This is a genomic window from Phaeobacter sp. CECT 5382 (genome assembly GCF_001457775.1).
Taxonomy (GTDB): Bacteria; Pseudomonadota; Alphaproteobacteria; order Rhodobacterales; family Rhodobacteraceae; genus Pseudophaeobacter.
This window is the reverse complement of record NZ_CYSG01000003.1, coordinates 276,607-291,487: the sequence shown is the minus strand read 5'-3', so window position 1 is coordinate 291,487 and position 14,881 is coordinate 276,607. Positions and strand designations below refer to the sequence as shown.

Annotated in this window: 16 protein-coding genes and 2 riboswitches; of the genes, 10 read left to right on the top strand and 6 right to left on the bottom strand. The window is 59.5% G+C overall.

All coding sequences use genetic code 11. From position 1 onward, the window contains the following. Window positions 1–2: 2 nt before the first annotated feature. Window positions 3–869 carry a branched-chain amino acid aminotransferase gene (locus PH5382_RS05100; RefSeq protein ID WP_058333265.1) on the top strand — a complete coding sequence of 289 codons (867 nt, stop codon included), beginning with the start codon at window positions 3–5 and terminating at the stop codon, window positions 867–869. 76 nt (window positions 870–945) lie between these two features. Here the strand turns inward: PH5382_RS05100 and PH5382_RS05095 are convergent, their stop codons facing one another. Next, on the bottom strand, window positions 946–1,374 hold the full coding sequence (locus PH5382_RS05095) for an organic hydroperoxide resistance protein (RefSeq protein WP_058333344.1): 429 nt from the start codon (window positions 1,372–1,374) through the stop codon (window positions 946–948). A 121-nt stretch (window positions 1,375–1,495) separates the two neighbouring features. Between PH5382_RS05095 and PH5382_RS05090 the strand changes: the two genes are divergently transcribed. Together PH5382_RS05090 and PH5382_RS19380 are read left to right on the top strand one after the other, a co-directional pair. Then, window positions 1,496–1,933, top strand: a complete 438-nt coding sequence (locus tag PH5382_RS05090; protein WP_058333264.1) for a MarR family winged helix-turn-helix transcriptional regulator — start codon at window positions 1,496–1,498, stop codon at window positions 1,931–1,933. Between the two features lie 229 nt (window positions 1,934–2,162). Then, entirely contained in the window at window positions 2,163–2,423 is a 261-nt protein-coding gene (locus tag PH5382_RS19380; RefSeq protein WP_197409997.1) for a hypothetical protein, read from the top strand. Between the two features lie 67 nt (window positions 2,424–2,490). Here PH5382_RS19380 and PH5382_RS05080 read toward each other — a convergent pair whose 3' ends face one another. Further along, entirely contained in the window at window positions 2,491–3,432 is a 942-nt protein-coding gene (locus PH5382_RS05080) for a DMT family transporter (RefSeq protein WP_058333262.1), read from the bottom strand. A 95-nt stretch (window positions 3,433–3,527) separates the two neighbouring features. Between PH5382_RS05080 and PH5382_RS05075 the strand changes: the two genes are divergently transcribed. Then, window positions 3,528–5,039 carry a malonate--CoA ligase gene (locus tag PH5382_RS05075; RefSeq protein WP_058333261.1) on the top strand — a complete coding sequence of 504 codons (1,512 nt, stop codon included), beginning with the start codon at window positions 3,528–3,530 and terminating at the stop codon, window positions 5,037–5,039. Between the two features lie 8 nt (window positions 5,040–5,047). Here the strand turns inward: PH5382_RS05075 and PH5382_RS05070 are convergent, their stop codons facing one another. The 3 genes from PH5382_RS05070 to aroC are packed head-to-tail and all read right to left on the bottom strand — an operon-like array spanning window position 5,048 to window position 7,778. After that, the gene (locus tag PH5382_RS05070) at window positions 5,048–5,992 is read right to left on the bottom strand and encodes an AEC family transporter (RefSeq protein WP_058333260.1); all 945 of its coding nucleotides are present in this window, start codon (window positions 5,990–5,992) and stop codon (window positions 5,048–5,050) included. After that, window positions 5,989–6,675 (bottom strand): HD domain-containing protein, encoded by a 687-nt coding sequence (locus tag PH5382_RS05065; protein ID WP_058333259.1) that lies wholly within the window; start codon window positions 6,673–6,675, stop codon window positions 5,989–5,991. Before PH5382_RS05065 ends, PH5382_RS05070 begins: the two co-directional genes overlap by 4 nt. Next, complete coding sequence (gene aroC, locus PH5382_RS05060) at window positions 6,672–7,778, bottom strand: chorismate synthase (protein WP_058333258.1); 1,107 nt, start codon at window positions 7,776–7,778, stop codon at window positions 6,672–6,674. The genes PH5382_RS05065 and aroC overlap by 4 nt, the downstream gene beginning before the upstream one ends. 102 nt (window positions 7,779–7,880) lie before the next feature. Further along, window positions 7,881–7,976, top strand: a riboswitch (TPP riboswitch). Window positions 7,977–8,008: 32 nt separating this feature from the next. On the opposite strand from aroC, the gene thiB reads away from it, so the two are divergent. From thiB to PH5382_RS05045, 3 genes are read left to right on the top strand one after another with little or no spacing between them, the layout of a single operon-like run. After that, on the top strand, window positions 8,009–8,986 hold the full coding sequence (gene thiB, locus PH5382_RS05055; protein ID WP_058333257.1) for a thiamine ABC transporter substrate binding subunit: 978 nt from the start codon (window positions 8,009–8,011) through the stop codon (window positions 8,984–8,986). After that, a complete protein-coding gene (locus PH5382_RS05050; protein WP_058333256.1) occupies window positions 8,962–10,518 on the top strand; it encodes a thiamine/thiamine pyrophosphate ABC transporter permease ThiP in 1,557 nt (518 codons plus the stop codon). The genes thiB and PH5382_RS05050 overlap by 25 nt, the downstream gene beginning before the upstream one ends. Further along, window positions 10,505–11,197 (top strand): thiamine ABC transporter ATP-binding protein, encoded by a 693-nt coding sequence (locus PH5382_RS05045; RefSeq protein ID WP_058333255.1) that lies wholly within the window; start codon window positions 10,505–10,507, stop codon window positions 11,195–11,197. Before PH5382_RS05050 ends, PH5382_RS05045 begins: the two co-directional genes overlap by 14 nt. 75 nt (window positions 11,198–11,272) lie before the next feature. Here the strand turns inward: PH5382_RS05045 and PH5382_RS05040 are convergent, their stop codons facing one another. Further along, window positions 11,273–11,722: a 6,7-dimethyl-8-ribityllumazine synthase gene (locus tag PH5382_RS05040; protein ID WP_255354091.1), complete on the bottom strand. Its 450-nt coding sequence runs from the start codon at window positions 11,720–11,722 to the stop codon at window positions 11,273–11,275. 79 nt (window positions 11,723–11,801) lie between these two features. Beyond that, a riboswitch (FMN riboswitch) is annotated at window positions 11,802–12,008 on the bottom strand. A gap of 140 nt (window positions 12,009–12,148) precedes the next feature. Between PH5382_RS05040 and PH5382_RS05035 the strand changes: the two genes are divergently transcribed. The 3 genes from PH5382_RS05035 to petB all read left to right on the top strand — a co-directional run bounded on the left by PH5382_RS05035 (window position 12,149) and on the right by petB (window position 14,863). Then, window positions 12,149–12,751 carry a glutathione S-transferase gene (locus PH5382_RS05035; RefSeq protein WP_058333253.1) on the top strand — a complete coding sequence of 201 codons (603 nt, stop codon included), beginning with the start codon at window positions 12,149–12,151 and terminating at the stop codon, window positions 12,749–12,751. A gap of 208 nt (window positions 12,752–12,959) precedes the next feature. Beyond that, window positions 12,960–13,520, top strand: a complete 561-nt coding sequence (gene petA / locus PH5382_RS05030) for a ubiquinol-cytochrome c reductase iron-sulfur subunit (RefSeq protein WP_058333252.1) — start codon at window positions 12,960–12,962, stop codon at window positions 13,518–13,520. An 11-nt stretch (window positions 13,521–13,531) separates the two neighbouring features. Next, window positions 13,532–14,863: a cytochrome b gene (gene petB, locus PH5382_RS05025; RefSeq protein ID WP_058333251.1), complete on the top strand. Its 1,332-nt coding sequence runs from the start codon at window positions 13,532–13,534 to the stop codon at window positions 14,861–14,863. Window positions 14,864–14,881 lie beyond the last annotated feature (18 nt).

Here is a 14,881-nt window from a genome sequence, read left to right as displayed (position 1 = left end):
GCATGGCTGGCTATGATGACCGTGACGGTTTGATCTGGATGGATGGGGAAATGATCGAATGGCGGGATGCCAAAGTGCATGTCCTGACCCACGCGATGCATTACGCCTCTTCGGTGTTCGAGGGCGAGCGCGCCTATAACGGTAAAATCTTTAAAAGCCGGGCCCACTCCGAGCGTTTGATCGCCTCCGCCGAGGCGCTGGATATGCCGATGCCCTATTCGGTGGATGAGATCGAAGCTGCCAAGGAAGAAACTCTGAAGGCCTCGGGTCTGCAGGACGCCTATGTGCGGGCTTTGGTCTGGCGTGGTTCCGGTGAAGACATGGGCGTGGCTTCTGCCAAAAATCCGGTGCGCATGGCCGTCGCCGTCTGGGGTTGGGGCGCCTATTATGGCGATGCCAAGATGCAGGGCGCGAAACTGGATATCGCCGAATACAAACGGCCCAGCCCGGAAACAATCCCGGTCCACGCCAAGGCGGCGGGTCTTTATATGATCTGCACCATCTCCAAGCACAAGGCCGAGGCCAAGGGCTGTTCGGACGCTCTGTTCATGGACTATCGCGGCTATGTCGCCGAGGCGACCGGCGCCAATATTTTCTTTGTCAAAGACGGAGAAGTGCACACGCCGTTGCCGGATTGCTTCCTCAACGGGATCACTCGCCAGACCGTGATCGGAATGCTCAAGGACAAGGGCATCACCGTACATGAACGCCATATCCTGCCCGAGGAAATGGACGGGTTTGAGCAGTGCTGGCTCACAGGTACTGCCGCCGAAGTGACGCCGGTTGGTGAAATCGGCCCCTACAAATTCGAAGTGGGCCAGATGACCCGCGACATCGCCGAAGCCTATGAGGCGCTGGTGCGCAGCTGATCGCTCAACCTGTCATGGTTCAAATTGCAAGAGCGCGGAAGGCTTCTTCCGCGCTCTTGCAATTCTGGGCTTGGTTTCAGACCACTTCGGTTGTGACCGCAACATTGCCACGCACGGCATTGGAGTAGGGGCAGATCTTGTGACCAGCCTCGGCAATGCGCTCGGCCTCGTCTTTTTCTACCCCGGGCATTTTAACGGTGAGGGTCACAGCCAGACCAAACCCGCCTTCAGCGCGCGGGCCAATACCGACACTTGCCTCTACCGAGACATCCGCAGGCACCTTGGCGAGGCTTGTATCCTGGGTGGTCGCGAACTGCATGGCACCGATGTAGCAAGCTGCATAGCCTGCGGCAAAAAGCTGTTCGGGGTTGCTGCCCTTGCCATCCCCGCCCATGGCAGGTGGTGTGGCCAGAACCAGATCAAGACCGGATTCTTCGACCACAGCGCGGCCATTGCGGCCTCCGGTTGCGGTTCCACGGGCAGTATAGACAGGAGAAATCGACATCGGTTTGGCCTCAAAAGTTATGAACATCGCTGGCGAATAAATCGCACGCGATATAATTAGTCAAATGACAGACTGAGCGCAAGGTCTTGCGACTTAATCGCGCGCGATATATCGAGAAGCTATGCTGGATCGTGCCCTTACCCTTGATGAACTCCTGTGCTTTGCGCTTTATTCCGCAAACAATGCCATGGGGCGGTTGTACCGTCCCTTGCTGGCGCAGCACGGGTTGACCTATCCACAGTACCTTGTGTTGGTGGCGCTTTGGCAGCGCGACGGGCAAAAGGTGTCGGACCTCGGTGCTGATCTGAATCTGGAATCCAACACTTTGACACCTTTGCTGAAACGTATGGAGACTGCAGAGCTGCTTCAGCGCAGGCGCAATCCCAAGGACGAGCGCAGCGTAGTGGTCACCCTTACCGACAAGGGGCGCGCGCTGGAGAGTGAGGCAGCCGAGATATCGCGTTGCATACTTGCCGCCTCAGGGGATGAGGTTGCAGATCTGATTGAGCTGCGCGACAGGGTTCAGGAACTGGCGGATCGACTCCAGCGGGCGAAGTGACTGCCAAGGCAGCTCTGATCTTCCGCGCTTCTGGACCCCTGCTTGATCTGCCAAGTGACAAACTGATCCAGTTGTCTTTCAAGGGAACGCTCTTTTTTCGCACGTCCTTTGCGCCACCTTGGGGGCATGTGCCTGCCTCTCAGAATGTGGCAGGGTCTATTTCGTTCATCGTCGCGCCTGGCTGGAAGCGATTCTGCGAGAGATCGACTCCGAGGCGGACAATGCACGCATGGGCGGCGACCTCATCGCGCTGAAGGTGGAAGAGGAAGCGTTTGCCCAGGCCCTTCGTGCTGAGCCTTGGCGAGAGCAACCCGGCTGCGCTGTATCATTTGGTGATGACGGGAGTAGCAGTCTTTCTGCTGACCGTGCTGACGGACCACCATCTCGGGGCTTTCCGGTTTGGATGCCGAATTTTTACTGGGTGAACGGCGCCGCCGTTGTGGTGGTGTTCTCGCTTTGCGCCCCTGCACCCGACAGGGTCGCCGCCTAGTTCCACCGAGGCAAGATCGGGCAAACTGACGGGCTCTATCCCGACCTGTCGGTTTTGCTCTGTCGGATCAGCCGCCCTTGGGGTCCGTGAGTGATTTTGCCTTGCCGCGTTCCAACCCCAGACGGCTTTCGCGCCAGACCACCAAGATATTGCCAGAAATCACCAGCAGTGCCCCCGAAAGCATCACCAGAGTGGGCAATTCAGCGAACCAGATGTAGCCGATGACAATCGCAAACAGCATCGAAACATAGTCATAGGGCGCCAGCATCGAGGCCGGGGCGAACCGGTAGGAGGAGGTCACAAGAATCTGTGCCACACCACCAACCACCCCGGCGCCAATCAGCAGGGCCAGTGTTTTGCCATCCGGCATCACCCAGCCGAAGGGCAGGGTGAGAAGCGCCAGTCCGGAGGCCGTGAGCGAGAAATAAAACACGATGGCGGCAGTATGCTCTGATTGAACCATGCGCCGGATATGGATCTGCACAAAGCCACGCGCCACGGTGGCACCAATGACCAAAAGCACGCCCAGCGTGGCGCCCTCGGTCAGGCCCGCACCTCCGCCCAGACGGGGGGAGATCATGATCAGTACCCCCAGCAGGCCAATGGCCACGGCGCTGATACGCACCAAGCGAATGCGTTCTCCCAAAAAGACCGCCGCCAGAATCAGCGTGAAGATCGGTGTCGCGTAGCCAATCGCGGTGACCTCGGGCAGAGGCAGCAATGCCAAACCCATAAAGGTCATGGCCATCGCCGAGGTGCCAACTAGGCCGCGCCAGACATGAAACATCGGCTTTTTGGTCACCAATCCGTGGCGCAGCTCGCCGCGACTGGCCAACCAGACCACGATCACGGGAATGGCAAAAAACGAGCGAAAGAACACAGCTTCACCTGCTGGCACCACATCCGAGACCTCCTTGATCAATGCGGAAAGTCCGGTGAACAGGCCGATGGCCACCACTTTAAGGGTGATCGCCAGCATGGGTCGATGCGATGTTAAGGATTTGACCATGCGGCGGACCCTGCGCCCCTGCGACAAAAAGATCAATGGGTTGATTTCCCAGCTGCCTCTGGCGCAAGTTGCGCCAAAGCCAAAGGAGCCCTTTGATGTATGATGCCAACCATCTGATTTCGCAGCTGCACGCGGCCTCGAAGGGGCATGAGACCCGTAATTTTGCGACTTTCCCGGCGCGTGCCAGTGTGACCTTCGGAGAACTCTTCGCAGGTGCTGAGCGTAACGCGGCGGCGCTGGTGGCCATGGGAGTGCAGCCCGGAGATCGGGTGGCTGTGCAGGTGGAGAAAACCATCGAGGCGATTCAGCTTTATCTTGGTACTGTGATGGCCGGGGGCGTTTTTCTGCCGCTCAATACCGCTTACACTACGCCTGAGGTAGCTTATTTCCTTGGTGACGCCAGCCCCCGCGTGGTGGTCTGTGATCCCGCCCGCCTGTCCGAGATGACAGAGATCGCGGGTGCCGCGCGCGTAGTGACACTGGATGCCAAGGGAGCTGGCAGCCTGACGGATTCGGTTGTGGGTCGGGGTGGGTTTACCCCGGTGCCGCGCGGGCCGGACGATCTGGCGGCGATCCTCTATACCTCTGGCACTACAGGTCGGTCCAAGGGCGCGATGCTAAGCCACGCAAACCTTGCCTCAAATTCCAAAACCCTCCGGGATTACTGGCAGTTCACCAGCTCGGATGTATTGATCCATGCTCTGCCGATTTTTCACACTCACGGGCTGTTTGTGGCGACCAATGTTGCCCTGTTTGCAGGTGCGCGGGTGGTGTTCCTGTCCGGATTCAACGCGGACCAGATTCTGGAGGCAATGCCACAGGCCACGGCGTTGATGGGGGTTCCGACCTTTTACACCCGCCTGTTGCAGGATCCCCGCCTGACGATGGACCGCGCTGCCAATATGCGGCTGTTCATCTCGGGCTCCGCCCCTTTGCTGGTGGACACGCATGAACAATGGCAGGCCCGCACCGGGCACCGCATTCTGGAACGCTACGGTATGACCGAAACCAATATGAGCACCTCCAACCCCTATGAGGGCGAGCGTCGCGCAGGTACTGTCGGCTTTCCGCTGCCGGGTGTCGAGGCACGTATCATCGATCAGGGACGCGAGGTTGCGACGCATGAAACTGGCGTGCTTGAGGTGCGCGGGCCGAATGTGTTTCAGGGCTATTGGCAGATGCCGGAAAAAACCGCCGAAGAGTTGCAGGCCGATGGCTGGTTCATCACCGGGGATCTCGCCTGCAAGGATGCGGATGGCTATATCACCATCGTGGGGCGGCAAAAGGATTTGGTGATCACCGGCGGCTTCAACGTCTACCCGAAAGAGGTCGAAAGCCTGATTGATGATCTGCCCGGCGTGTTGGAAAGCGCGGTGATCGGCGTGCCGCATCCCGATTTTGGCGAGGCCGTCGTGGCGGTGGTTGTGGCGCAGCCGGATGCTGCGATCTCGGCCGAGGATATTCGCGCGGCCCTTGCGGATCAGCTGGCGAAGTTCAAACAGCCCAAACACATCGAACTGGTGCCGGAACTCGCACGTAATACCATGGGCAAAGTGCAGAAAAAGGCCCTGCGCGAAACCTATGCAGGGCTATTTTCTCAAGATTAGAGCCGTAATCAGGTCAAAAGCCACAGCAAAGCAGTGAGGCTGACAAAGGCGCAGCTGGTGGCCATCAACATGGCCAGACTGGCCGCGCCCTCCAAACCCTGTCGTTGCGCCAGCACGGTATAAATCCCAAACATCGGCATCGCTGCCGACAGGACCAGGGCGCTGTGCAAGGCAGGGCTGAGGTCAATCAAGCCAGTTGCCAACAGGACGGCTGCGGCCAGCGCCACCAGTGCAGGATGTAGCAGCAGCTTGGTGGCACTGATCTGCGCCGCCAGAGACCGGTTGCCATGTAGCGGCAGTCCCACCAGTGAGCCACCGATCACCAAGAGTGAGACCGCCCCGGCCGAGGCCGCCAGCATATCGACGAAGCGCAGGAACGGGCCGGGCAGCGGCAGGCCAAGGATCGACACCAGCATCCCCAGCGCCAGACCGATGAGCATTGGCATCTTGGCCAGATCCCGCAGGATACGCCCCAGTCGGGGCAGGACTGGCTGGCCGGGATTCCCGCCTGCAAGTTCGACCAGCAACAGGCACAGCGGGATCAGGATCAGGTTCTCAACCAGCAGGTTCAGCGCCAGAATGACTCCCGCCAGGTCGGGAAAGGCCAAGAGCATAATGGGATAGCCGATGAAGCCATTGTTGGGGCAGGTCGACCCCATCACTCCCAGCGCACGCCGCTGCGGGTCGGTGCCACGCCAGGTAAACAGCAGATAGGCCAGGGCTGCTGTGGCCAGACCGCCAATGGCATAGGCCGCAACATATCCGGGCTGAAACACCTGTGCCGGACTGCGTGCAGCCACGGCGGAGAAAATTAGTGCTGGCAGCGCGATATTCAGCACATAGCGGCCAAAACTGCGCATGTCGTCACTGCTGAACCAGCCTTTCCAGACCACCAGATATCCCAGCGCCATGGCGGCATAGATGGGAAAGGTGATGGCAAGGATGGCGATCATTTCAACAGATCAGCCCAGTGGTCCGGCAGCTCGGTATCCATTTCCTTGGCCAACTGCTGCAGATAGCTCAGCATCAGGCGGGCGCGTTTGCGGGCAATCTTGCGGCCCTTTTCTGTCGCCATATCACCGGGCAGTTTCAACAGCTTCAGATGCCAGTGGTCGATCGACCAGAGCTGATCATCCAGCGCGCGGTTGGCGGCAAAGGGATCATCCGGGTCACAGAAAGGGCGGTTTATCGCCCCGGCCACCATAAAGGTGCGCGCTATGCCCACGGCCCCTAGGGCATCCAGCCGGTCGGCGTCGCGCAGGATTTCAGCCTCAAAGCTTTTCGGCGTAATCCCGGCGGAAAAACTATGGGCGGCAATCACATGCTGGGCAGCTGCGACCTCGTCCGCCGCATAGCCCAGGTCAGCCAGAATCGGTGCGGCTTTGTCTGCCGAGAAGGTCGACGCCTTGGCGCGGTCGGGATGATCCTTTGGCAGGTTCACCAGATCATGCAGATAGGCCCCCGCCATCAACACCCGTAAATCGACCCGGCCCCGGGCCTTTTTGTTTTCAGCGCGCGCGATCCGATGGGCATTGGCCCAGACCCGGTCCAGATGGGCGATGTCATGGGCCGGATCCTGCGCCATCTGCTCTTTGGCGACGCGGCGTAGTTGCGACTGGAGCTGTTTCAGGCTCATTCGCCGATGGTGCCTTGGTTTTCACCAATCTGGCCACGATGCAGCAGCAGATGATCCAGGATCACACAGGCCATCATGGCTTCGGCTACAGGCACGGCGCGGATGCCAACGCAGGGGTCATGGCGGCCCTTGGTGATGACTTCGGCGGCGGTGCCATCTTTGCGGATCGACTGGCGCGGTGTCAGGATCGAGGAGGTTGGTTTCACCGCAAAGCGCACAACAACGTCTTGCCCGGTAGAGATCCCCCCCAGAATGCCGCCGGCATGGTTGGAGGAATAGACTGGCTGGCCATCGTTGCCCATGAAGATTTCATCGGCGTTTTGCGACCCCTTGAGGCGAGCGGCATTCATGCCTTCGCCAATCTCGACTGCCTTGACTGCGTTGATCGACATCATCGCGGCGGCCAGATCTGTGTCGAGCTTGCTGTAGACCGGCGCGCCAATGCCTGCGGGCACACCGCGCGCGACAACCTCAACCACGGCGCCGACGGAATCATGCGCCTTGCGCAGGCCTTGCAGGTAATCCTCCCAGTCCTGCACGGCGCCCGCATCGGGGATCCAGAAATCATTCTGGCTGATTGCGTCCCAGTCAAAACGGCTGCGGTCGATTTCCATTTCACCCATCTGGGTCATGTAACCGGTGATCTCCAGCCCCGGCACCAGCGCCTTGATCGCCTCGCGCGCAACGCCCCCGGCGGCAACGCGAGCGGCAGTTTCCCGGGCAGAGGACCGCCCGCCGCCACGATAGTCGCGATTGCCGTATTTTTGGAAATAGGTGATGTCAGCGTGACCGGGGCGAAATGTCTGAGCGATATCGCCGTAGTCCTTTGAGCGCTGGTCGGTGTTTTCGATCATCAGCTGGATCGGCGTGCCGGTTGATTTGCCGTCAAACACTCCGGACAAGATCTTGACCGCGTCCGGTTCATTGCGCTGGGTGGTGTTCTTGTTCTGGCCGGGGCGACGGCGATCCAGCCATTGCTGCAGCATTGCGGGATCCAACGGCACATTCGGCGGGCAGCCATCCACAGTTGCACCCAATGCGGGTCCGTGGCTTTCGCCCCAGGTGGTGACACGGAAAAGATGGCCAAAGCTGTTCATCGACATGTGCTGGGATCTCCTTTGCGAGATGTGCTTAGCGATGCTGCGGCCATGGCTCAAGAGCTATTGCGGTTTCGCTTGTCTTTGCAGGGGGTGCCACGTAGGTTGCGCCTCACCTCGGGGTGCGTGGGAAACCAGGCTGAGAGTAAACCCGTAGAACCTGAACCGGCTAGAACCGGCGGAGGGAAGGTTACGGACGTGGTCCACCCTTGCCCGATGCCGCAAAGGAGGATGCCATGAAGTATTCTGTTTTTGCAGCGGCACTTTTGGGCGCATCGGCAGCATATGCCGAGACGCCAGAACTGACCGTCTATACCTATGACAGCTTTGTCTCTGACTGGGGCCCGGGCCCTGCGGTGGAAAAAGCCTTTGAGGCCCAGTGCGGCTGTGACTTGAAACTGGTTGGGGCAGGCGACGGCGCCGCCCTGCTGGCACGCGTCAAACTGGAAGGCGCGCGTTCAGATGCGGATGTGGTGCTGGGGCTGGATACCAACCTTACGGCAGCTGCCGCCGCAACCGGTCTGTTTGCCGAACATGGCGTGACTGCGGACTACAGCCTGCCGATCGCCTGGGATGATGCTACCTTTGCCCCTTATGACTGGGGCTACTTTGCCTTTGTCCATAATGCGGACGCGGCAGCGCCGACAGATTTCAAATCACTGGCGGCCAGTGACATGAAAATCGTCATTCAGGATCCCCGCTCCTCCACCCCCGGTCTGGGTCTGCTGATGTGGGTCAAGGCCGCCTATGGCGATGAGGCCCCCATGATCTGGAAGGATCTCGCGGACAATGTGGTCACCGTGACCAAAGGCTGGTCCGAGGCTTACGGTCTGTTCTTGGAAGGCGAGGCCGATATGGTGCTCTCCTATACCACCTCGCCTGCCTATCACCTGATTGCCGAAGAAGACGGCTCCAAAGCCGCCGCTGCTTTTGATGAAGGTCACTATATGCAGGTCGAAGTGGCTGGCATCCTGGCAGGCAGTGATCAGCCGGAACTGGCGCGCGATTTCATGCAGTTCATGGTTTCCGACGCATTCCAGTCGATCATTCCAACCACCAACTGGATGTACCCATCGGTGACTCCGGCGGCTGGATTGCCCGAGGGCTTCGAGACCCTGATCACCCCGACGAAATCGCTGCTTTTGTCGGCAGATGAGGCGGCAGCAGTGCGTGATGGCGCATTGGGCGAATGGCTCGACGCGCTCAGCCAATAAGCGCTATTCCCGGCGCTGGCGCGGCCCTTCTGGTGGCCGCGCTCATCCTGGGAACACTTGCAGCGGTGGCGCTGCGGGCCGAAGCCGGACGTGGCTTTGCGGCCAGTGACTGGGCCGCGCTGCGCTTTACCCTGACCCAGGCGGTGCTGTCAGCTGTCCTTAGTGTCGGGCTGGCCATTGGCGTTGCCCGGGCGCTGGCGCGGCGCAGGTTTGTTGGTCGGTCGCTGCTGATTGCACTGCTGGGCGCGCCCTTCATCCTGCCGGTAATTGTTGCCATTCTGGGACTTCTGGCCGTTTTTGGTCGTGCCGGGTGGATCAGTCAGGCGCTGGGCTTTTTTGGTTTTGAATCTCTGCAAATCTATGGCCTGCACGGGGTGGTGCTGGCGCATGTGTTTTTCAACCTGCCGCTGGCAACCCGCCTGATTCTGCAGGGCTGGCAGGAAATCCCGGCAGAACGCTTTCGCCTGGCCGCACAGATCAACGCGGGCCCCGGTGCTATGTGGCACCTGTTGGAGGCCCCGATGCTGGCGCGCGTGGTGCCCGGCGCGCTGGCGGTGGTCTTTGCCATCTGCCTGTCCAGTTTCGCCGTAGCGCTGACCCTCGGGGGTGGCCCACGCGCCACCACGATCGAGCTGGCGATCTACCAGGCCTTCCGGTTTGATTTCGACCTTGGACGGGCCGCACTGTTGTCCGCAGTACAGCTGCTGCTGACGGGCTGTGCCGCTTATCTGGCGCTGAGGGCATCCTCGGTTGAGGGAACGGGCGCCGGGTTGGATCGGAGCCTGCGCCGCTGGGATGGAACGGGGGGGAGGGCCAAAACAATTGATTGGGCCTGGATACTGTTTGCGACGGTGTTTTTGTTGCTGCCACTGATCGCAGTGGTCTTGTCGGGTGTCTCAGGGTTGGTTCTGTTGAAAATCGCAGTCTGGGAGGCGGCGCTGACATCCATTTTGGTCTCTGCTGGTAGTACGGTACTTTTGCTTTTGTTGGCGGTGCCAATGGCGGCTTCGGTGGCGCTGGGAAAGGCGAGGTTGATCGAGGTCGCGGGGATTCTGGGATTGGCGGCCTCGCCGCTGGTGATCGGGACTGGATTGTTCATCGTGATCTATCCCATCGCGGATCCGTTTGATCTGGCCCTGCCGGTCACAGCGTTGGTGAATGCAGTGATGGCGCTGCCTTTTGCCCTGCGCATTTTGGTGCCACAGGCGCAGGCGGTGGTGTCGCGCTATGGCAAGCTGGTGCTTTCGCTCGATATGGCAGGCTGGGCGTTCTTGTGGCGGGTTTTTCTGCCCCGGATGCGGGCGCAGATCGGCTTTGCTGCCGGTCTGGCGGCAGCCTTGTCGATGGGCGATCTGGGCGTGATCACTTTGTTTGCAGATCCCGAGATAGCCACGCTGCCACTGCAGATCTATCGCTTGATGGGCGCCTACCAGATGCAGGCCGCAGCAGGGGCCGCGCTTTTGCTGTTACTGCTGTCGATGGCGGCGTTTTGGATTTTGGATCGCGGAGGACGCTGGCATGCTGAGGCTTGAGAAGTGCAAGATTGAAAACGGCGACTTTAGCGTCCTGGCGGATTTACAGGTCAATGCGGGGGCACGGGTGGCTGTAATCGGCCCATCCGGAGCTGGTAAAACAACCCTGATCGAAGCCATCGCAGGGTTTTTACCGCTCAGCCAAGGGCGGATCATGTGGGGAGATCTGGATCTGAGGGACCTGCCGCCGGGACAGCGTCCGGTGGCGATGTTGTTTCAGGATGGCAATCTGTTTCCCCATCTCAGCGTGGCACAGAACGCGGGGCTTGGCCTGCGGGCGAATCTGCGGCTGAACCAGGCGGAACAGGCGCAGGTGCAACAGGCGTTGGAGCGTGTGGGGTTGGGCGATTTAGCCGCGCGTAAACCGGCTGCACTTTCGGGGGGGCAGCAAAGCCGGGTGGCTCTGGCGCGGGTGTTGTTGCAGAAACGGGATCTGCTACTGCTGGATGAGCCCTTCGCGGCGCTGGGGCCTGCGCTAAAGGCCGAGATGCTGGATCTGGTGGCGGAAATCGCCACGGAAACTGGCGCCACTGTGCTGATGGTGAGCCACGACCCGCAGGATGCGCGCCGTATTGCCGACGCTGTGATTCTGGTGGCCGACGGCAAAGCGCGCAGCCCCATGCCAACGGCGGAATTGCTGGACAACCCGCCGCCGGTTCTGAAGGACTACTTGGGGTAGGATGCCGACGGCGGCAGAAGTGGCAGGCGTAGGCCTGCCAGTACGAGCCTGCCAGTATCTGCGCTACCTTTGCAGCTAGGCGGCTGCCTCCTGCGCTTTTTCGCGAGCCTTGGTGATCATCAAGGCGGCTTGTGCGGCTTCGCGCCCTTTTTCCTCAAAGTGGTCGCGGTAGATCGTGTTGTGATGTTCGGTTTCCTGATACTGATGCGGTGTCAGCGAGACAGACAGGACCGGAACTCCGGTGTCCAGACCAACCCGCATCAATCCGTCAACAACCGATTGCGCAACAAAATCATGCCGGTAAATGCCGCCGTCCACGACAAATGCCGCGCAGACAATCGCGCCATATTTGCCGGTTTTAGCCAGTTCCTGCGCCATCAACGGCATCTCAAAAGCGCCGGGGACATCTACTACGTCCACCTGATCGCCCGAGACGAGATCCAAGAAACCGTCCAATGCGCGATCGACGATATCGGCGTGCCATTGCGCCTTGATAAAAGCAAAACGGGTGTGTGTCATCGTTATCTCCTTGCGTTTTGACACGTCACCCAAGGCGATAACGAACGGCAGGACTGCACCCGGTTTTTCCGGATACGGTTCTGTCGCACGTTCTCTTCCATCCGGACTTTCACCGTCGGCTCTGGAATCACACCAGATCTGCTGGACACTTTTTGCGCAAATTCCACAAGTTCCCCAAAACCGGTTCCCAGTTTTGGGTCGTGGACACGAAAAGCCGCTCGCGGGCTGACAGAAGACCAGTTGGACCCTGCTTACCGCCGGTGGGGAATTTCACCCCGCCCTGAGAACAAATAGGATTTTGCCAAGAAGCGCTGGGAAGTGCAAGCCTCGTATCAGTCGTCTTGCATGTGTGACATGGACCTGTGACTCGAAGCTGGGCTTCCCATTTTGGCTGCAGCAGCTAGGCTGCGGCAAACCGTCAAGGAGACCACCATGAAACTTCACTATGCCCCAACCTCCCCCTTTGTGCGCAAGGTCATGGTTTTGCTACATGAAACCGACACACTTGATACGGTGGAGCTGCTGAATGTGGCGACAACACCCATTTCCCCCAGTGCTGAGGTGCAGGCCAGCAACCCGCTTGCCAAGATCCCGGCGCTGGAACGGGGCGACGGGCCTGCGCTTTATGATAGCCGGGTGATCTGCGAATATCTGGATGAGCAGGCCGACTCCGGGCTCTACGCGGCGGGCTGGGACAGCAAAATCCTGGAGGCCACGGCTGATGGCATCATGGATGCCGCCGTGCTGATGACCTATGAGATGCGCCTGCGTCCGGAGGCGCTGCAATCCCAGGATTGGATCACAGCGCAGCGCGGCAAGGCGCTGGGGGCCTGTGCGGCGCTGAATGCCCGCTGGATGAGCCACCTTCGCGGGCCTCTGGATATTGGGCAGATCGCAGTGGCCTGCGCCCTGGCCTATCTCGACTTCCGGCACCCGGATGCAGGCTGGCGCGTGGGAAATGAAGCGCTCGCGGACTGGTTCGAGATCTTCGAATCACGTCCGTCGATGCAGGCGACACGCCCACCAGAGGGTTAACGATTTCTTACAAAATAGGGGCTGAGGCAGCTTTGTCTGTGGCTTTGACACCGCCGTTTCAAAGAAACTTGAAACTGGAGTGACATGTGCGGCTTTGACCGCTGGACGAAACTGCCTCACCGGTTTATGACCCGCGATGAGTCACCGCGTTTTTCGTGGTGCATGCGCATGTTTGCCCTAAACGGGCGCTGGAATTGGAGAAAACCTCGTGTCCCACGCAGAAGACAACGAAGGAACCCGGAGAGATTTCCTCTACTACGCCACTGCCGGCGCCGGGGCAGTGACCGCGGGTGCCGCTATCTGGCCCCTGGTCAACCAAATGAACCCCTCGGCTGACGTCAAGGCGCTGTCCTCGATCCTCGTGGATATCAGCGGTGTAGAAGTTGGAACGCAGATCAGTGTGATGTTCTTGGGGAAACCCGTGTTCATTCGCCGTCGTACTCAGGCAGAGATCGACGAAGCCCGCGCTGTGGAGCTGTCTGGACTGATCGACCCTATGTCGGAAAACCCCAACAAGCCTGGCACCGATGCCGCGGATGAAAACCGCGCCATGGATGAAAACGGCGAATGGCTGGTGATGATGGGCGTCTGTACCCACCTTGGCTGTGTGCCTTTGGGTGATGGCGCCGGTGATTTCAACGGTTGGTTCTGCCCCTGCCACGGGTCGCACTACGACACCGCTGGCCGGATCCGTAAAGGCCCCGCGCCTGAGAACCTGCACGTACCCGTCGCAGAGTTCACCGACGCAACAACCATCAAGCTGGGATAAGGAGACGCACCATGTCCGGTATTCCGCACGACACATATGAGCCAAAGACAGGCGCAGAAAAGTGGCTAGATAGCCGCCTGCCCATCGTTGGCCTGCTTTACAACACCATCATGATCCCCACCCCCAAGAACCTGAACTGGTGGTGGATTTGGGGCATCGTTCTGGCATTCTGCCTGGTGCTGCAAATCGTCACCGGTATTGTTCTGGTGATGCATTACACGCCGCATGCTGACATGGCCTTTGCCAGCGTCGAGCACATTATGCGTGATGTGAATGGCGGCTATATGCTGCGCTATCTGCACGCCAACGGCGCCTCGCTGTTCTTTGTAGCCGTCTACATCCACATCTTCCGTGGTCTGTTCTACGGCTCTTACAAGGCCCCACGCGAAATCACCTGGATCATCGGTATGATCATCTACCTTCTGATGATGGCGACCGGCTTTATGGGCTACGTTCTGCCCTGGGGTCAGATGTCCTTCTGGGGTGCGACCGTGATCACCGGCCTGTTTGGTGCCATTCCTTTTGTAGGCGACGCGCTGCAGACATTCCTGCTGGGTGGGCCTGCGGTGGATAACGCCACGCTGAACCGCTTCTTCTCGCTGCACTATCTGCTGCCTTTCGTCATTGCTGCACTGGTGATCGTCCATATCTGGGCTTTCCACACCACCGGCAACAACAACCCAACTGGTGTTGATGTGCGCAAAGGCTCGAAAGACGAAGTCAAAAAAGACACGCTGCCCTTCTGGCCATACTTCGTGATCAAGGATTTCCTCGGTCTCGCCGTTGTGCTGGTGATTTTCTGGGCCATCGTCGGCTTTATGCCAAACTACTTGGGTCACCCCGACAACTACCTCGAGGCGAACCCGCTGGTAACCCCTGCGCATATCGTTCCTGAATGGTACTTCCTGCCGTTCTACGCGATCCTGCGGGCCTTCACTTCCGAAGTCTGGGTTGTTCAGATTGCCTCCTTTGTGACCGGTGGTATCATCGATGCGAAGTTCTTTGGTGTTCTGGCCATGTTCGGTGCCATCGCAATCATGGCCCTGGTGCCATGGCTCGACACCAGCCGCGTGCGCTCCGGTCGGTATCGTCCGATGTTCAAGTGGTGGTTCTACCTGCTGGTCATCGACTTCTTTGCCCTGATGTGGCTGGGTGCGATGCCCGCTGAAGAGCCCTATGCATCGTTCTCGCTGATCGCATCGGCCTATTGGTTCGGCTACTTCCTGGTGATCCTGCCGCTCCTGGGCGTCATTGAGAAGCCACTGGCAGAGCCTGCTACAATCGAAGAGGATTTCGACGCCCACTATGGCAAGAAATCCGATGCAGCCACTCCTGCCGAGTAACTGAGAAGGACAGCTACC